Origin of the sequence: Dactylosporangium darangshiense (assembly GCF_039537565.1) — a bacterium.
Lineage (GTDB): Bacteria > Actinomycetota > Actinomycetes > Mycobacteriales > Micromonosporaceae > Dactylosporangium > Dactylosporangium darangshiense.
On sequence record NZ_BAABAT010000003.1, the window covers coordinates 35,657 to 52,190 of the forward strand.

A 16,534-nucleotide genomic window follows, 5' to 3' on the forward strand; every position below is an offset into this window, starting at 1 on the left:
CTTGATTCGTTGCTGCCCGCTTGCAGCTCGCACACCGGACGCGCTGGGCCACTCGTGGCCGCCAGCCGGGACGGCGGCCACGCGGTCGGCAACCGCCCGAGTCGGGGCCTGGCTCCATAGTGCTGAGAGGTCCGCATGAGCACGGCGATGCAGGTGCGGCTGCGTCACTGGCCCGGGATGAAGGTTTCCTGGCTCGGTGCCGGTGCGGTCGTCCACTCCGGTGAGGAGCCCAGTGCGGGCGCGGCGGCGCTGGTCGTCTCGCCGCACGGTTCCGCCGAGTGCGCGGTGGTGATCAGCTCCCACACGGTGAAGCTGCAGCCCGCGATGATCGAGGAGCTGGCCGAGGTACTGGCGAACGGGCTGCCCCGCGGTTTCTCCGCGATGCGCTTCGTCGCCTGGGACGGCGCCTGCGCAACCAACGAGCGCCCAGCCGCGGCGCACATGCTGGCGATGCGGCTCGGCATCGACGTCATCGGTGCGGCCGGCCCGCTGCTGGGCGTGCCCGGCGGCTCGCTGTTCGCGCCGATCGGGCGCGGCGAGCAGCGGCCCGGCGGCTTCTGGCGCTTCCGCACCGGCGTGCAGCCGGTCCGCGTCGGCTGGCGCTTCCCGGCACCGGCCTGGGAGTCGGACCTGTGCACCGAGATCCCGGAGCTGCCGGGCGACCTCGTGCTCGACCAGATCCCGGCCGGCCTGTGGCTGCACCGCCGCCGCGTCGGCAGCGTGACCGACCTGGCCTACTCGGTGCCGACCGACCACGCCAACCCGGCGCTGATCCTCGGCCACCCCGGCGACCAGCCGTTGCAGCGCGACGAGCTCGCGCGCGCGGTCGGCGCCATCCCGACGCTCGCGTCCGACCGTTGCGTCTACACGCCGTACGGGCAGGACCCCATCGCCGACGGCCCGGTCGGCCCCGTCGTGGCCGACGTCCTCGGCCGCGCGGTCCACGTGCGCACCGGCCTGCCGCTGTGCGCGCCCGCCGGGCAGCGGGCCGTGGTCACCATCGACGCCAAGGGCCTGCCCCGCTGGCGTACGTTCGCCCGCGAGCTGTGGCACGCGCCCCGCACCGGCGCGCCCCGCGCGGTCGACTGGGTCAACCCGTGCCCCGACCTGCTGGACACTCCGGCCGGCCAGGCGACGTTCTCGCTCGGCTCCGGCTGGGTGCTCGAGGTGGTACAGGCCGGGCTGTGGATTCGCCCGGAGCACCTCAACGACCCGGCGGACTGGATCCGCGGCCTGCCCGTCGACGTGAACCGCTGCGCCGTCATCGTGGGCGCGCCCAACGCCGCCGAGCTGCCCCCGCCGGCGCACACCATCGCCGAGATCCTCGAGAAGCTGCCCATCGACGCCCGCAAGCGCGCGTACCTGACCGTGCCGCGCGGCGCCGCACCCAACGTCTTCATCCTCGCCACCGGCCTGCGCGACTCGCTGCCGGAGCCGGGCGAGGTGGAGCTCGTCGCGCCGTCCGCGTCGGCGGCGACGGGCATGACCGGCTCCTTCCCGGCCGTCCAGGACGCACCGCGGCACGCTAGCCACCCGGCCGCCGGCCGCCGCGGCGACGCCAACGGGCCGTACCTCGTGGACGGGCGCCCCGCCAACGGGCACCCGTCGGGCGCGCACCCGACCGTCACCCGGCCCGACGGGCCCGAGCGCGGCTACGAGAGCCGCACGGGCGAGTACGGTGCCGCCTACCCGGAGCCGCGCACGAACTCGTTCGAGGCGCCGCGCAGCTACGACGAGGACCGCCGCGACCCGCGCACCGGCTCGTTCCCGGCCGCGACCGGCTCGTTCCCCAACGCGACCGGTTCCTTCCCGGCCGTCGACCCGACGGGCTCCTTCGAGGCGCCGCGCGCGAACGGCTACGACGAGGGCCACCGCGGCTCCCGCACCGGCTCGTTCCCGGCCGTGTCCGACCCGACGGCGACCGGCAGCTTCGCGCCGCTGACCCCGAACGGCTCGCAGCGCCCCGGCCGCCCCGGCGGCTACCCGGGCGAGCCCCCGGTCCAGCAGCCGCGCCAGCGTCCGGCCGACGCCACAGGATCGTTCCCGGCCGCCAATGGATTCCGTGGTACGCCGGAGTCGACCGCACCCATCGTGCCCGGCACGGCGCAGGGCGGCCCCGCGAACGGCCACGGCGGCACCACGTACGGCGGCGGCCAGGGCTTCCCCGGCCAGGGCCACCCGGGTCAGGGCCACCCCAGTCAGGGCCACCCCGCCCAGTCCCACAACGGCCACAACGGGCACGGCCCCAACGGCTACGCGCACAACGGCAACGGGCACGGTCCGGCGCCGGTCAACGGCCATGGACCGGCTCCCGTCAACGGCCATGGACCGGCTCCCGTCAACGGCCATGGACCGGCTCCCGTCAACGGGCACGGACCGAACGGACTCAACGGCGCCGGGCACCCCGGGCACAACGGCAACACGTACGGCGGGATGCACCCCGACCTGCACGTCGCGCCGCCGCACGCGTTCCACCGCGAGGACCAGCCGCTGCAGAACGGGCCGCACGGGTACAGCTTCGACGCGCCCAACTACGACGAGCACCACTTCGATCCGGTCACCGCGCCCACCCGGCACCACGACGAGCCCACGGGCCGTATGCCGGCGCAGCGGGCGCCGATGCCCGACGAGCAGGCCGAGCCCGCCGACGAGACCTCCTCGATCACGACGGGCCGCGAGATCCGCTCGCACAACAAGAAGGGCAAGGCCGTCCGGGCCGACGACAAGACGAGCACGCAGGAGCTCGACCGGTTGCTCGGGTTCTTCGACGAGATCCGCCGGGCGAAGGCGTGGGACGAAGACTCGAACGCTCCGGATGAGCAGGCTGCCAAGCGCGCCGCGGCGGGCCAGCCCCCGGCCGGTCCGCGGCGAGCCCGGCACTGATCTAGACGCATCGAACCGCCCCGGTCGTTGTCACGGCCGGGGCGGATTTTTTGTGCTCAGAGCCGCCGGCCGTCGGGAGCTGGGCATAACCGAAAAGTCGGATATGTCCGTCGCGGGGCGGCGGACATATCCGGTGCGCGGGGCGACGCGGGAAGAGGCGCCGCGCGACGGCCGCTAGGATCGCACGGTGCTCGACATCATGCTGCCGCACTACGGCGAGCTGAAGTTGCTGAAGGTCGCCGTCGAGAGCATTCTCGCGCAGACCGACGAGCGGTGGCGGCTGACCGTCATCGACGACAACCCGGCGGAGCGGGAGACCGGGATTCCCGAGTACTTCGCGGCGATGAGCGATGCGCGGGTGCAGTACCGGCGCAATCCGCGCAACCTCGGGATCACCGGGAACTTCCAGCAGTGCGTGGACCTCGCGACCGGGCCGTTCATGGTCATCATGGGGTGCGACGACGTGATGCTGCCGCGGTACGTGCAGCGGGTGCACGAGCTGCTCGAGGCGCACCCGGATGCCGTGCTGGTGCAGCCGGGGGTCGAGGTCATCGGGGGCGACGGGGCCGTGGTGAAGACCCTGGCGGACACGACGAAGCGGCGGGTGTACGCGCCGAAGTTCGCCGGGACGGTGGCGATGGCCGGCGAGGAGCTCGCGGTGAGCCTGCTGCGGGGCAACTGGCTGTACTTTCCGTCGCTGGTGTGGCGTACCGCGGAGATTCAGGCGGTCGGGTTCGACCCCGAGCTGAAGGTCATCCAGGACCTGAAGCTCATCCTGGCGCTGGTGACCCGCGGCGGGGGGCTCGTCGCCGACGACGAGGTCGTGTTCCAGTACCGGCGGCACGGCGAGAGCCTGTCGGCGTCGACGGCGGTGACCGGGAACCGGTTCAGCGAGGCGCGGGAGTTCTTCGTGGCGGCGGCGCGGCACATGGACGAGCACGGGTGGCCGCGGGCCGGGCGGGCCGCGCGCTGGCACCTCTCGTCGCGCATCCACGCGCTCACGATGCTGCCGGCGGCGGCCCGGCAGCGCAGCGGGGGCAGCGTTCGCGTCCTGACCCGCTACGCGTTCGGCAGAGCCCGCTAGCCGGAACCTGTCCGGATCCGCGCCGCTCGTTCGTCGTGCATGAAGACGAGCGAGACAGGACGGAGCCGGACGATGGTGCCGATGTGGCAGGAGATGACGCCGAGCGGGAGCGACCGGCGGGCGGTCGAGGCGGACCTGGGGCGGCTCGCGCGGGCGTGCCGGCGGGCCGTGGACCGGTTGCGCGGGAAGGGTGGGAGTCGAACCCACACGGGCGTGAACCCAACGCCGTTTTCGAGACGGGTGCCGGCACCAAATCGGCTGGCCTTCCCAATGACACACGCGTACCCCCGGGAGGATTCGAACCTCCGGCCTCCTGGTTCGTAGCCAGGCGCTCTCTCCACTGAGCTACAAGGGCGCGGAAAGTGAGGGGATCGAACCCCCGCGGGGTCTCCCCCGTCGACGGCTTAGCAAGCCGCAGCCTTACCTCTCGGCCAACTCTCCATGTGGCGCCGCCCCCGGCGAGGGGGCGGCGCCGTGCGTACCCGGAAGAGGATTCGAACCTCCAACCTCCTGACCCTGAATCAGGCGCCTCTTCCCTTGGGCCACCCGGGCGTGGATCCGACCGGACTTGAACCGGCCACCTCCGCTTTGCAAGAGCGGCGCTCTACCTGATGAGCTACAGACCCGTGGGGCCCCGGCGGCGGGCGGTAGCGAAGGAGCCGCGCCGCCGGGGCCATGTGTCAGCGCTGGACGAGCGCGCCCCACGTCGGAACCGACGCCTTGACGCGCAGCACCATGCCCGCTTCGGCGGGGGTGCGGTCACCCTTGCGCTGGTTGCAGCCCGTGCAGGCCGCAACGGTGTTCTTCCAGCTGTTCCGGCCGCCGCGCGAGCGGGGCAGGATGTGGTCGATGGTCGTCGCCTCGGCGCCGCAGTAACCGCAGCGGCGGCCGTCGCGGGCGTGGACACCGGCGCGGGACCAGGCCGGCCCGCCGGTGAAGCGCCAGCGGGTGACGACGTAGGACACGAGCCGAACGACCCGCGGGAGCGGGTAGACCCCGATCAACCGGTCCGGCTCCGCCTCGTGGATCACGGCCACCTCACGCAGGAGCATGCGGATGGCGTGGCGGATTGAGACCCGGTGCAGGGGTCCGAGGTCGGCGTTGAGTACGAGAACCGCGGTCACCGGGCCTCCTCCCTTCATCTGCACGACGAACTGCAACTGCAACCAAACGATCTTGCGTGCCGCGAGCGGGAGTCGAACCCGCACTGGTTCCTTTTTGAAGGGAACGCCTCTGCCATTTGGGCTACCACGGCGTGTGTCGCTATATGCAATTTTCAACGACCAACTTCAATGCCTGAGGGCATGAAAAAACCGCCCGGTGTTGCTCCGGGCGGTTCGCGTGGCCGGGGGCGTCCCCTAGCCTCGCCACCTACCCGTGGCCTTCGACAAGCCGCTGAGCAGCCACGACCGGCGACCCGCGGCCAGCGCGGCGCGACGGATCGCGCTGTGCGCGTCCAGTCGTGACTCGCGGTGCTCGCTCATCGTCCGGTCCTTTCCGATCCGCTCTGCGTGCTTGACGTATTCAAAGATAGGCTCGGTGCCGCCGCCGATGCAAGAGATTAAATGGCGGCCGTGTAGTGCGCGAGGTACAGGTTCATCTCGTCCGTGGACTCGTCGCCCTCGTTGACGCTGAACCACAGCGAGTTCTCCAGCCAGAAGCGGTGGACGAACTGCTCGAAGCCGTCGGCGGCCCGCACCATGTTGGCGATGAGGGTGGTGCGGTCGACGTCCTCGAGGCCGACGATCTCCAGCAGCCACGGCGAGGCGATCACGAACGGCTCGGCGCCGGGGCGCAGGTAGAGGTACCAGATGACGGTGTCGCGCTGGTCGCGCAGGAACCGCACGAGCTGCGCGGCGGGCTCGACGGGGCTCGGGACCGGGCGCGGTGCGAGGTCGAAGTCGCAGCCGGTGCAGGACGGGATGGCGTCCATCAGGACCTGGCTGCTCATGAACCGCTCGAACGGGGCCGGCAGCGCGATGTGCTCGGCGAGGGCGGCGACCTCCATGGCCCGCAGCGGGTCGTGCGGCGCATCGGGCACCAGCCAGGAGAAGGTGCCGTCGAAGCGCGACTCGTCCACGACCGGCAGGCTCTCGGTGGGGTAGAGCTCGTAGGTGCCCACGCTCGCCCGGGCGACGCCCAGGTCCGTACCCCACCAGCCGTGCGGGAAGTCGATCGTCATGTGTCGCACGGTAGTTCGGCGTCTGTGGTTCTTCCGTCGCCTATCGGACCGAGAGCATTTCCTTTCAGGTCAAGATCCCAGATCAGGCACTGACCGCGGGCCGCACGCCGGCGAGCGGGACGGGCCCGAGGTACGTCAGGTTGACGACGATTGCTTCCACCGTGGACGGTTTGCTCACATACTCGTGCGCCCCGCGGCGGGCGAACGCTGGACGGGCGGCTCAGGCTCATGGGGTACACCTGCTGCGTCTTTGGCTCTTGAAGCCCGCAGCGGGGCGCTCAGCGGCCCCGGAGGGCGGCTCAGGGTGCGGGGCTGGTCCGCTTCAGCTGGACGGTGGCGATGTTGCTGGCGAGGCTCATGGCCACGGAGCCGCAGTTGACCCGCTGGGGCGAGGGGACGTGGGCCGTCAACGGTCCGCTGTAGTCGGTGTGGCCGTTGCGGATGAACGTCTCCGTGCCGTCGGGGCGGGGCGAGGAGTACGTGATGACGCCGTTGCTGACCTTGTACTGGTAGGAGATGAAGCCCGCGAAGACGTAGTCGAAGGTGGTGCTGCCGTTGCTGCCGCGCAGGTGCGTGCCGTCGCCGTAGTCGATGACGACGCGGCCGGTGTCGCTGTAGCGGTGGTATGCGCCGTTGCCGCTGAACAGGAACGTGCCGGTGTTGCGCACGGTGACCTGCTCGTCGTGCTTCTCCTCCAGCCACACGCCGGCGATGCAGGGCGCGGCGGAGGCGCTGGGCCCGGCGCTGGCGGAGGCCGACGCGCTCGGGTCATCGGTGGCCGAGGGCGTGTCGGCCGGCGTGGGCGCGGCGGTGTCGCTGGTTTCGACGACCGGGTTGGCGTCGGCGCCGGAGGGCGCGGCGGTCTCGTCGCCGCCGGACGTCAGGGCATAGACGATCACGGCGCTCACGAGCGCCAGGCAGACGACGCCGAAGATGATGCCGGGGATCAGCAGCGGATTGCGCCGCGCGGGCTGCGGAGGCGTCGCATAGGCCGGGTGCTGGGCCGGGAGCTGGGCCGGGCCGCGGTAGAGACGGCAGTTGATGCAGTAGCCGGCGACGTCGACCCTATCGGCTCCGCAACGTGGACAAGGCACTCGACCGCTCCCTCCGCCGGGGTCAATCTACCGTGGCGTCCATTGTGGAGACAGCCCGCCCGTGCCCAGAAAAATGGTGAGACCGGCATCCACGGGGGAAGACGCCGGTCTCGATGAAAACTTTAGAGCCCTGTGCGGCTTTGCGCCAGCCGTGGAGACGGTCAATCCGCCGGAACCGGTTTCGGATTTCCGACTGTGACGCTCGCCGATCTTCGAAGCCCTTCGACACCGCTCTGCAGCGCCACGGCGGGGTGACAGTGCGCAGTCACCGGCGGCGCAGCGTGGCCGGCGCGGCGGACCGGTATGGTTTCGCCGGACGAATCGCTGGGAGGAGGCGGATGTCGACCCTGTTCGTCGCCGGGCTCGGCATCGTCGGCCTGGCGCTGCTGACCGTCGGCGCCGACCAGCTGGTCGTGGGCGCGGGTCGCCTCGCGACGGTGCTGCGGGTCGCGCCGGTCATCGTCGGGGTCGTCGTCATCGGGCTGGGCACGAGCGCGCCGGAGTTCGTGGTGTCGGGAACGGCGGCGGTGCGCGGCAACGCGGGGCTGGCGCTGGGCAACCTGGTCGGGTCGAACATCCTCAACGTCACGCTGATCCTGGGCGTGGTCGCGGTGGTCTCGCCGGTGCTCGTGCGCTCCTCGGTGCCCGTGCGGGAGGCGCCGCTGATGGTCGCCGGTGTCAGCGTGTTCGGGGCGTTCGCCCTGGTCGGGCTGAAGCTTGTGGCCGGGGTACTGCTGGCGCTGCTGAGCCTCGGCGCGCTGGCCCTGCTGGTGCGCCTGTCGCGGGTGCCGCCGGACGACCCGCTGCCCGACGACGTTGCCGCGTTCGTGGAGCCCTCGCCGCCGCCGGGGCGCTGGTGGGTCGAGGTGACCCGCATCGCGCTCGGCCTGGCCGCGACGCTCGGCGGCGCGCAACTGGTGGTGGCCAACGCCTCGACGCTGGCGCACCGGTGGGGCGTCAGCGACACCCTTATCGGCTTCACCCTGGTGGCCGGCGGCACGGCGCTGCCGGAGCTGATGACGTCGGTGCAGGCCCAGCGCCGCGGCGAGGGCGACCTGATGGTCGGCAACCTGCTGGGCAGCAACCTGTTCAACAGCCTCATCGGCGGCGCGGTGGTGGGCCTGGCGGCGGGGCGCGACACGATCGCGCCGTTCGGCTTCGCCGCGGTCACCGCGATGGTCGCGGCGGGCGTGCTGGCGTGGCTGCTGCTCAAGCGGGGTAGCCGGATCACCCGCCCGGAGGCTTGTGTCCTGCTGGCCGTCTACGGGCTGACCCTGCCGTTGTTGATCTCGGCCAATCCGTGACGTTTCCGCCCTCCGGCGCTGGGTACGCGGGTCGAATGGGCGACGCAATGGTCCGGACGCACCGCTCCGGCGACGTTCCGGGCGGCACGATCGTGGTGGAAGTCCTAGGGCCGCTGGAGGCGGCGACGGTCGGGGCGCTGCGCTCGGTGGTGCTGGACACCCTGGAGACCTACCGCCCGCGCCAGCTGACCGTGGACCTGCGCCGGGTGCCGTTCATGGACTCGATCGGCATCGGCACGCTGGTCGCCGTGAACAACAAGGCGCGCGATGTGGGCGGGGCGATGGAGGTGCGCAGCCCGTCGCCGTTCGTGCACCGGCTGCTGCAGATCACCGGGCTGACCGAGCTGTTCGGGCTGCCTGACCTGCCCGACGATGCGCCGGTCTCCGGCGCCCCCGCGGACCTGGGCTTTACCTCCTAGGCGCCGCGCGGCCGCGGTCCCGCGTCAGCGCGGGGAACCCCCAGGACCAAGGACCGGGGCCGCCGCCACGGGGGAAGCGGCGGCCCCGGCCGTCCTTGGGTTGCACGAAATGTACTCCCCCGGCCAGCCGCTGCACAGCCCCCAATTCGTGCCGTCTTCCCGACCGTGTGGATCTGTCCAATGTGGAACACACGACCGCACACGATCGCACAACCCGTTGGCAGAAAAGGGTTTCGGAGCGGATCTCGAAAGAACGTTTACCGTTGCTCGGCTACATCAATGCATGGCGGTCGACGACTGGGCGCGCTCCCACGGCGCTCAGCCCAGGCGGGCGGCGCGGCGCCCGGCCTCGGCCGGGGTCAGCAGCTCGCCGTCGAGCACGACGGCCCAGAAGGCGTCGAGCGGGATGCGCTCGAACAGCGGGGAGCCCAGGCCCTCGAAGACGTCCTCCGGGACCAGCTTCAGCGACGTCGTCACGACGATCGTCGGCACGCTGCGGGCCAGCTCCAGGGTGCCCTTGATGTTGAGCACGCGGGTCGGGCTGATGGCGTCGGCGCCGCCGATGCCGGTGACGGGCTCGAGGCCCTCGGTGCCGGGCGCGTCGACGGTGCCGGCGGGCAGGCCGGCCACCGTCGCCTTGACCAGGGCGCTGCTGGGCGCGGTGCGCACCCAGCCGCCGCGTTGCCGCAGCACCCGCGTGGCCACGGACACCGAGCGCTCGACGTCGCGGTCGAGCTGCTCGCGGATCGCGCGCAGGGCGGGGCCGGGGTCGTCGCCGTTGGCTGCGCGCGCGATGTGCCACATCGAGGCGTACCCGGGCAGCAGGCCCGGCAGCGGTGCCACCATCGCGCGCAGGGCCGCCGGGTCGTGCACGAACTCGGCCAGGCCGTCGAGCACCTGCCGGGCCACTCCGGTGGCACCTGACGTGCGGTCCTGTACAGCCGCGGTGAGTAGCGGCGACAACGTTGGCGCGCTCATGCTGCTCCGAATGCTCCTGTCGAAAACGGACAACGACCCCAGACGGACTCATGTATGAGACAGCTGGGGTCGATCTCCGTCAAGTAGACAAACGAGCAAGAACCGCTCGGCGCAGCGGGTCTTTACCGGGCGGCAATCGGGGTGTAATCCCGGGCGCCGTAACCGGTGTAGACCTGGCGGGGCCGGCCGATCTTGGTGTCGGGGTCCTTGATCATCTCGCGCCACTGCGCGATCCAGCCGGGCAGGCGGCCGAGCGCGAACAGGACGGTGAACATCGTCGTGGGGAAGCCCATGGCCTTGTAGATCAGGCCCGTGTAGAAGTCGACGTTCGGGTACAGCTTGCGGGAGACGAAGAAGTCGTCGGCCAGCGCGATCTCCTCGAGCTGCATGGCCAGGTCGAGCAGCGGGTCGGGCTGCGCCATGCGGCCCAGGACCTCCTGGGCGGCCTTCTTGACCAGCGCCGCGCGGGGGTCGTAGTTCTTGTAGACCCGGTGCCCGAAGCCCATGAGCCGGACGCCGTCCTCCTTGTTCTTGACCTTGCGCACGAACGAGGCGACGTCGCCGCCGTCGGCCTGGATGTCCTGCAGCATCTCGAGCACGGCCTGGTTGGCGCCGCCGTGCAGCGGGCCGAAGAGCGCGTTGACGCCGGCGGAGACGGACGCGAAGAGGTTGGCCTGGCTGGAGCCGACGAGGCGGACCGTGGAGGTCGAGCAGTTCTGCTCGTGGTCGGCGTGCAGCAGCAGGAGCATGTCGAGGACCTTGACCGCGACAGGGTCGATCTCGTAGGGCGTCGCGGGCACGCCGAACGTCATGCGCAGGAAGTTCTCGACGTAGCCCAGCGAGTTGTCCGGGTACAGCATGGGCTGGCCGATGGCCTTCTTGTAGGCGTACGACGCGATGGTCGGCACCTTCGCCATGAGCCGGATGGTGGAGATCTCCACCTGCTCCTCGTCGAACGGGTTGAGGCTGTCCTGGTAGAAGGTGGACAGCGCGCTGACCGCCGAGGACAGCACCGCCATCGGGTGCGCGTCGCGCGGGAAGCCGTCGAAGAAGCGGCGCATCTCCTCGTGCAGCAGCGTGTGGTGCTGGATGCGGGTGGTGAAGCTCTGCAGCTGCGTGGCGCTGGGCAGCTCGCCGTGGATCAGCAGGTAGGAGGCCTCGAGGAAGGACGAGCCCTCGGCCAGCTGCTCGATCGGGTAGCCGCGGTAGCGCAGGATGCCCTCGTCACCGTCGATGTAGGTGATCGACGAGACGCACGACGCCGTGTTGACGAAGCCGGTGTCGAGCGTGACCTGGCCGGTCTGCTTGAGCAGGGATCCGATCTCCAGGCCCGACGGTCCCTCGGTCGCCTTGCGTACCTTGAGCTCGAGCTCGCCCTCGGGGTATGTGATGTTGTACTCACTCATGCGCGTCGTTCCCGTCTCGTCCCGCAGTCCGGCTCCTGGCCGCGGCCGCCATTGCCCACGACCGGCGCTTATGGCGCCCTTCGGGCAGGATTTCAGATGTACGTGGTGCAGTGCGCGGCGGGGCGCGTCAGTGCGACATTTCCTACCCCAATAGTCCCACCGCCCCGCACGGGTGTGTCCACTTCACCCCGTTTTTCCGTGAGATGTACGACATGCAGACTCTTCTGGCTGCGCTGGGCGCGGTCGCGCTTGCCCCTTCCGCCGGCCCCAGCGCCGCGGTCTCGCCGGACACGGTGACGCCGGGCGGGCCGGTCACCTTCAGCGTCGTGTGCGCCGACGGGGTGCGCGAGGCCGACGTCGCCGGCACCACGCTGGGCCTGGCCGAGCGCATCCCGATGGAGCCGGGAAAGACCTCGGGCGTGTTCTCCGTGACGGTCAACATCCCGACCAGCACCCAGGAGGGGACATTCAACGTCAGCATCGACTGCGGGGACGGCACGTCGGCCGTGGTACAGCTGGTCGTCGCGCCCACGGGCGGGGTGCCCACCGGCGGCGGGGCGATGTCGCGCCCGCCGAACCACGCGCTCATGGCCGCCGGCGGTGGACTGCTGGTCATCGGCGCCGCGGGCGCGCTCACGCTGCGGCGTCGCACCGCTTGACGCTGCTCGTCCGGCCGGACGGGCGCTGGCGGGCGCTGCCCGCGCTGCTGATCATCGCGCTGGTGGTGGCCGGCGTGACGATGATCGGCCGGTCGCTGGGCACGGCGCCGCCGTTCGTGCCCGCCGGGTCCGGGTTCTCGGGGATCACCGGCAACTTCATGACCGGCGCGTCCGCGCCCGTGCGGGTGGTGATCTCGGCGATCGGCGTCGACGCGCCCGTCGAGCGCGTCGACGTCGACGAGGACGGGATGCTGCAGCCGCCGGCGCTGTCGGAGGCGGGGCAGGTCGGGTGGTACCGCCGCGGACCGACACCGGGCGAGCGCGGCAACGCCGTGCTCGTCGGGCACGTCGACACCGCCGCCACCGGGCCGGCCGTCTTCTACGAGCTCGGCCGGCTCAAGCCCGGCGACGAGGTGACCGTCGACCGGCAGGACGGGTCGGCGGCGACGTTCCGGGTCGACGCGGTGCAGCTGTACGACAAGACGGCGTTCCCGGCCGGGCAGGTCTACGGGCCGGCCGGCGGCGCGCGGCTGCAGCTGGTGACGTGCGGCGGGACCTTCGACCGGCAGCGCGAGGGGTACCTCGGCAACACCGTCGTCACGGCGTCGCTGGTCACCTCGAGCGGGTGACGGCGTTGTGCGCCCCCGCCCGCGGGTCCGACCTGCGTCGCCAAAATGTCGTACCCGGCTCGTAGAGTTCCGTGCATGTCGTTGGATCTGTTGGAGCTCCTCCCCGCCGGCTGGCGTGACGTGATGAAGCCGCACCTCGACCTCGAGGTGGTGCAACGCCTGCAGACGTTCGTGGAGGCCGAGTATGCGGCCGGCCCGGTGTATCCGCCGCTGCCGGACCTGTTCACCGCGTTCCGGCTCTGCCCGCCGGAGCAGGCGCGGGTGCTCATCCTGGGCCAGGACCCGTATTTCAAGGAGGGCCAGGCGCACGGCCTGAGCTTCTCGGTGCGCCCCGGCGTGCCCGTGCCGCCGTCGCTGCGCAACGTGTACAAGGAGATGCGCGAGGACCTCGGCGTCACCCCGCCGGCCAACGGCGACCTCACGCCGTGGGCCGCCGACGGCGTGCTACTGCTCAACGCGGTGCTGACGGTCCGCGCCGGCAAGGCCGCCTCGCACGCCGGCCAGGGCTGGGAGCACTTCACCGACGCCGCGATCCACGCACTCAACTCCTTCGACCGGCGGGTCGTGTTCGTGCTGTGGGGCGGCTACGCGCGCAAGAAGGCGGTGCTGGTCACCAACCCGCAGCACCGCGTCATCGAGGCCGGCCACCCCAGCCCGATGAACCCGGCCGGCTTCCTCGGCTCCCGCCCGTTCAGCCAGGTCAACGCCGCACTCGACGAGGCCGGCCTGCCGCCGGTGCACTGGGTCTGACATGACCCGCGGCGGAGTGCGAGAGGCGGTTCCGGGCCTGGTGGGCCCGCTGTGGCGGGCGCTGCTGGTGTTCCGCATCGCCGCGCTCGGCTACGCCGCCGTGCTGATGCTCAACAACTTCCACCACTACGCGTGGCCCGCCGGCGGCTGGCTCATCGTCGCCGTCATGGCGCTGTGGACGGCGGTGAGCAGCCTCGCCTACGCGCGCCCCGAGCGCCGCGGCTGGCCGCTGCTCACCGCCGACCTGCTCGTCGCCGCCGGCTGCCTGCTCGCGTCCCGCTGGATCGTCAACCCCGACGGCCTCGGGGTCGGTGCACCGACCCTGCCGATGGCCTGGGTCGCCAGCCCCGTCGTCGCCTGGGCCATCTCCGGCGGCCGCCGCCGCGGCGCGATCGCCGCCATCCTGCTCAGCGCCGCGGACGTGGTCGTGCGCGACGGCATCAGCCAGGCCACCGCCAACGGCCCGGTCCTCATGATCCTGGCCGGCATCGGCGTCGGCCACATCGCCCGCCTCGCGATCGACGCCGAGTCGCGCATGCAGCAGGCGATCGAGCTCGAGGCCGCCACGCGCGAGCGCGAACGCCTGGCGCGCGGCATCCACGACTCGGTCCTGCAGGTCCTCGCCCTGGTCCAGCGCCGCGGCACGGAGCTGGGCGGCGAGGCCGCGGAGCTCGGCCGCCTGGCCGGCGAGCAGGAGTCCGTGCTGCGCGCCCTGGTCACGTCGGCCCCTGCGCGCGCCGCCTCCTCCGCGTCGGACTCGCCCGCGCGAGGCGGCATCCCGGGCTGGCGCTGGCCCCCCGGCCGCCCTCGCCACGCCGACCCGCCCACCGGCTCCGCCGCCCCAGCCGCCGGCTCCGCCGCCCCGCCCGCCCGCTCCGCCGGGCCCGCCCGCTCCGCCGCCCCGCCCGCCGGCTCCTCCGTCCCGGCTGCCGGATCCGCTCGGGCTGGGGGATCGAGTGGGCGTTGGCTTGCCGGTCGTGCTCGCCACGCCGGGCCGCTGTCGGGCGTCGGCATGCGTGGCCGATCGGGCTGGCGTTGGCTTGCCGGTCTTGCTGGTCACGCCGAACCGGTCGCACAGCGGGACGCCGCCGAAGCCGGCGTGTCCGGTTCCGCGGGCCGTTCCGCCGGCGGGGCGCCGTCCCCCTACGGCCCGTCGGCGCCCGGTTCGCCGGTCGGGGCCTCGCTGGTGGCCGGCTCACCGGTCGCGAGCGCCGCCGCGGACGCGTCGCCCGAGGCCGACCTGGTCGACCTGCGCTCGCTGCTCGACCCGCACGCCTCGCCGAAGGCCGCGCCGCCCACCACCCCGATGCCGAAGGTCACGATCGCCGCCCCCGCGACGCCGGTCCTGCTCCCCTCCCCCGTCGCCGCGGAGGTCGCCGCCGCGGTCGCCGCCGCCCTGGACAACGTCGCCCGCCACGCCGGCGCCGGCGCCAAGGCCTGGCTCCTGCTGGAGGAGCTCGACGACACCGTGACGGTCACCGTTCGCGACGACGGGCGCGGCATCCCGGAGGGCCGCCTGGCCGAGGCCGAGCGCGCCGGGCGCCTGGGCGTGGCCCAGTCGATCCGCGGCCGCGTCCGGGACCTGGGTGGCACCGTCACCGTCTCGTCGACGCCGGGTTCCGGGACGGAGGTCGAGCTGCACATTCCTCGCTGACGTCGTTCCCCGCCCGGTCCGCGGGCGCCGCGCTCCTCTCCCGCTGCCGCCCCCGCCGGGCCGCGCTCTCCCGCCCCCGCCGGGCCGGGCCGCAGTCTCCCCCGCCCCGCCGGGGCGCACTCGCCCCCACCCTGTCGAGCCGCGTTGCCTTGCCGGGCCGCTTCCGCCGAGGTCATCCTCCGCGCGCCCTCCGCCGCCGGCTTCCCACGCTGTTGGCTGCGCTGTCCCACACCGCGTCGGGCCGGGACAACTTGCCGTGATGCGCAGGCTGCGGTGAGGAGGTGCCGTCCGTGTCGCGCGGGGCGGGATGGGCTCTCCGCGCGACGGTGGGAGCCGTGGGGCGGGGTGGTTTCCGCATCGCCGGGGTCGCGCGGGGTGGAACCGCGCGGGCGGCGCGATGACGAGGGTCGGGGTGCGGGGTGCGGGCGTGGGGTGCGGATTGTGGGAACGGGCGGGCTCGGGGGCGAGGCCGAGGGTGGTCGGCGTTTATCGTGCTTGGGTGGACGTCGGGGCGAAGCTGCGGGTGATGGTGGTCGACGATCACCCGATGTGGCGCGAAGGGGTTGCCCGGGATCTCGACGAGGGCGGGTACGAGGTGGTCGCCGCCGTCGGGGAAGGGGCGCAGGCCGTCCGGATCGCCGGGTCGGTGCGGCCCGATGTCGTGGTGCTCGACCTGCAGTTGCCGGATCGGTCCGGGGTCGAGGTCATCCAGGGGATTCTTGGCTCTTGTCCCGAGGCGCGGATCCTCATGCTGTCGGCCAGCGGGGAGCAGCAGGACGTGCTCGACGCCGTCAAAGCCGGAGCGACCGGATACCTGGTGAAGTCCGCCGCGCGGGAGGAGTTTCTCGCGGCGGTGCGGCGGACCGCCGACGGGGATCCGGTGTTCACGCCTGGGCTGGCTGGGCTGGTGCTCGGGGAGTTCCGGCGGCTGGCCAGCGTCACGCGGGCCGAGGACCCCGACGCGCCGCGGCTCACCGAGCGGGAGACCGAGGTGCTGCGGCTCGTGGCCAAAGGGGTGACCTACCGGGAGATCGCCGAGCGGCTGGTGCTGTCGCACCGTACGGTGCAGAACCACGTCCAGAACACGCTCGGGAAGCTGCAGCTGCACAGCCGGGTCGACCTGGTGCGGTACGCGATCGAGCGAGGGCTGGACGAATAGAGAAACCTGTTCGTCGTGGGGCGCTAGACGCCGTAGATGTCCAGCAGGTAGTGGCCCAGGACGGACTTGGTGTTCAGGTCCAGGATCAGGACCAGGAAGACGTTCGGCTGCTCGCAGTTGACCAGGACGTGCTGCAGGTTGGCCTCGGGCATGTGCCAGGCGTACGTGACGCTGCCCTCCGAGAAGTCGTGGCCGGCCAGGTCGGACGCCGGGACCTCGTCGAAGTAGGGCCAGAAGTCGAACGGGGGGTCGGCGTCCGGGCCGAGGCGTATCGGCTCGGGCTCCATCGTCGCCTTGTACTCGGCCTCGCTGAGCAAGCGCATCCCGACAGCA

15 protein-coding genes and 6 tRNA genes are annotated in these 16,534 nt (G+C 72.2%); 9 read left to right on the plus strand and 12 right to left on the minus strand.

The window, feature by feature from the left end:
• The first annotated feature begins 135 nt into the window (after nt 1–135).
• Both ABD901_RS06850 and ABD901_RS06855 read left to right on the plus strand, forming a co-directional pair.
• On the plus strand, nt 136–2,883 hold the full coding sequence (locus tag ABD901_RS06850; protein ID WP_345122461.1) for a hypothetical protein: 2,748 nt from the start codon (nt 136–138) through the stop codon (nt 2,881–2,883).
• 187 nt (nt 2,884–3,070) lie between these two features.
• The gene (locus ABD901_RS06855) at nt 3,071–3,967 is read left to right on the plus strand and encodes a glycosyltransferase family 2 protein (protein WP_345122463.1); all 897 of its coding nucleotides are present in this window, start codon (nt 3,071–3,073) and stop codon (nt 3,965–3,967) included.
• A 182-nt stretch (nt 3,968–4,149) separates the two neighbouring features.
• Here ABD901_RS06855 and ABD901_RS06860 read toward each other — a convergent pair.
• From ABD901_RS06860 to ABD901_RS06900, 9 genes are all read right to left on the minus strand, one after another.
• Nucleotides 4,150–4,236 (minus strand) — tRNA-Ser (locus tag ABD901_RS06860).
• A 13-nt stretch (nt 4,237–4,249) separates the two neighbouring features.
• Nucleotides 4,250–4,322: transfer RNA gene (locus ABD901_RS06865), tRNA-Arg, on the minus strand.
• A 1-nt stretch (nt 4,323) separates the two neighbouring features.
• Nucleotides 4,324–4,408 (minus strand) — tRNA-Ser (locus ABD901_RS06870).
• A 38-nt stretch (nt 4,409–4,446) separates the two neighbouring features.
• Nucleotides 4,447–4,519, minus strand: a tRNA-Leu gene (locus ABD901_RS06875).
• Between the two features lies 1 nt (nt 4,520).
• A tRNA-Ala gene (locus ABD901_RS06880) sits at nt 4,521–4,593 on the minus strand.
• 54 nt (nt 4,594–4,647) lie between these two features.
• Complete coding sequence (locus tag ABD901_RS06885) at nt 4,648–5,091, minus strand: HNH endonuclease (protein ID WP_345122466.1); 444 nt, start codon at nt 5,089–5,091, stop codon at nt 4,648–4,650.
• 57 nt (nt 5,092–5,148) lie between these two features.
• Nucleotides 5,149–5,222: transfer RNA gene (locus ABD901_RS06890), tRNA-Leu, on the minus strand.
• A gap of 306 nt (nt 5,223–5,528) precedes the next feature.
• Nucleotides 5,529–6,149, minus strand: a complete 621-nt coding sequence (locus ABD901_RS06895) for a hypothetical protein (protein ID WP_345122468.1) — start codon at nt 6,147–6,149, stop codon at nt 5,529–5,531.
• 299 nt (nt 6,150–6,448) lie between these two features.
• Nucleotides 6,449–7,243: a hypothetical protein gene (locus tag ABD901_RS06900; RefSeq protein ID WP_345122470.1), complete on the minus strand. Its 795-nt coding sequence runs from the start codon at nt 7,241–7,243 to the stop codon at nt 6,449–6,451.
• 338 nt (nt 7,244–7,581) lie between these two features.
• Between ABD901_RS06900 and ABD901_RS06905 the strand changes: the two genes are divergently transcribed.
• Together ABD901_RS06905 and ABD901_RS06910 are read left to right on the plus strand one after the other, a co-directional pair.
• A complete protein-coding gene (locus tag ABD901_RS06905; protein WP_345122472.1) occupies nt 7,582–8,547 on the plus strand; it encodes a sodium:calcium antiporter in 966 nt (321 codons plus the stop codon).
• A 35-nt stretch (nt 8,548–8,582) separates the two neighbouring features.
• On the plus strand, nt 8,583–8,966 hold the full coding sequence (locus ABD901_RS06910) for an STAS domain-containing protein (RefSeq protein WP_345122474.1): 384 nt from the start codon (nt 8,583–8,585) through the stop codon (nt 8,964–8,966).
• A gap of 318 nt (nt 8,967–9,284) precedes the next feature.
• Here ABD901_RS06910 and ABD901_RS06915 read toward each other — a convergent pair whose 3' ends face one another.
• Together ABD901_RS06915 and ABD901_RS06920 are read right to left on the minus strand one after the other, a co-directional pair.
• A complete protein-coding gene (locus tag ABD901_RS06915; protein WP_345122476.1) occupies nt 9,285–9,944 on the minus strand; it encodes a hypothetical protein in 660 nt (219 codons plus the stop codon).
• 122 nt (nt 9,945–10,066) lie between these two features.
• Nucleotides 10,067–11,350: a citrate synthase gene (locus ABD901_RS06920; protein ID WP_345122478.1), complete on the minus strand. Its 1,284-nt coding sequence runs from the start codon at nt 11,348–11,350 to the stop codon at nt 10,067–10,069.
• Nucleotides 11,351–11,562: 212 nt separating this feature from the next.
• Between ABD901_RS06920 and ABD901_RS06925 the strand changes: the two genes are divergently transcribed.
• The 5 genes from ABD901_RS06925 to ABD901_RS06945 all read left to right on the plus strand — a co-directional run bounded on the left by ABD901_RS06925 (nt 11,563) and on the right by ABD901_RS06945 (nt 16,201).
• Nucleotides 11,563–12,009 (plus strand): hypothetical protein, encoded by a 447-nt coding sequence (locus ABD901_RS06925; protein ID WP_345122480.1) that lies wholly within the window; start codon nt 11,563–11,565, stop codon nt 12,007–12,009.
• A complete protein-coding gene (locus tag ABD901_RS06930; protein ID WP_345122481.1) occupies nt 12,006–12,638 on the plus strand; it encodes a class F sortase in 633 nt (210 codons plus the stop codon). The genes ABD901_RS06925 and ABD901_RS06930 overlap by 4 nt, the downstream gene beginning before the upstream one ends.
• Before the next feature lie 75 nt (nt 12,639–12,713).
• Nucleotides 12,714–13,388, plus strand: coding sequence for a uracil-DNA glycosylase (gene ung, locus ABD901_RS06935; RefSeq protein WP_345122483.1), 675 nt, complete (start codon nt 12,714–12,716; stop codon nt 13,386–13,388).
• Nucleotide 13,389: 1 nt separating this feature from the next.
• Nucleotides 13,390–15,042: an ATP-binding protein gene (locus tag ABD901_RS06940; RefSeq protein ID WP_345122485.1), complete on the plus strand. Its 1,653-nt coding sequence runs from the start codon at nt 13,390–13,392 to the stop codon at nt 15,040–15,042.
• A gap of 526 nt (nt 15,043–15,568) precedes the next feature.
• Nucleotides 15,569–16,201 carry a response regulator gene (locus ABD901_RS06945; protein ID WP_345123541.1) on the plus strand — a complete coding sequence of 211 codons (633 nt, stop codon included), beginning with the start codon at nt 15,569–15,571 and terminating at the stop codon, nt 16,199–16,201.
• A gap of 23 nt (nt 16,202–16,224) precedes the next feature.
• On the opposite strand, the gene ABD901_RS06950 is transcribed toward ABD901_RS06945, so the two are convergent.
• Nucleotides 16,225–16,524 (minus strand): hypothetical protein, encoded by a 300-nt coding sequence (locus tag ABD901_RS06950; RefSeq protein ID WP_345122487.1) that lies wholly within the window; start codon nt 16,522–16,524, stop codon nt 16,225–16,227.
• Nucleotides 16,525–16,534 lie beyond the last annotated feature (10 nt).

Excerpts from the sequence above, each read along its gene's own strand:
- ung (WP_345122483.1), top strand. The coding sequence starts at position 12,714 with ATGTCGTTGGATCTGTTGGAGCTCCTCCCCGCCGGCTGGCGTGACGTG.
- ABD901_RS06920 (WP_345122478.1), bottom strand. The coding sequence starts at position 11,350 with ATGAGTGAGTACAACATCACATACCCCGAGGGCGAGCTCGAGCTCAAG.
- ABD901_RS06945 (WP_345123541.1), top strand. The coding sequence starts at position 15,569 with ATGGTGGTCGACGATCACCCGATGTGGCGCGAAGGGGTTGCCCGGGAT.
- ABD901_RS06895 (WP_345122468.1), bottom strand. The coding sequence starts at position 6,149 with ATGACGATCGACTTCCCGCACGGCTGGTGGGGTACGGACCTGGGCGTC.
- ABD901_RS06915 (WP_345122476.1), bottom strand. The coding sequence starts at position 9,944 with ATGAGCGCGCCAACGTTGTCGCCGCTACTCACCGCGGCTGTACAGGAC.
- ABD901_RS06940 (WP_345122485.1), top strand. The coding sequence starts at position 13,390 with ATGACCCGCGGCGGAGTGCGAGAGGCGGTTCCGGGCCTGGTGGGCCCG.
- ABD901_RS06910 (WP_345122474.1), top strand. The coding sequence starts at position 8,583 with ATGGGCGACGCAATGGTCCGGACGCACCGCTCCGGCGACGTTCCGGGC.
- ABD901_RS06950 (WP_345122487.1), bottom strand. The coding sequence starts at position 16,524 with ATGCGCTTGCTCAGCGAGGCCGAGTACAAGGCGACGATGGAGCCCGAG.
- ABD901_RS06925 (WP_345122480.1), top strand. The coding sequence starts at position 11,563 with ATGCAGACTCTTCTGGCTGCGCTGGGCGCGGTCGCGCTTGCCCCTTCC.
- ABD901_RS06850 (WP_345122461.1), top strand. The coding sequence starts at position 136 with ATGAGCACGGCGATGCAGGTGCGGCTGCGTCACTGGCCCGGGATGAAG.
- ABD901_RS06905 (WP_345122472.1), top strand. The coding sequence starts at position 7,582 with ATGTCGACCCTGTTCGTCGCCGGGCTCGGCATCGTCGGCCTGGCGCTG.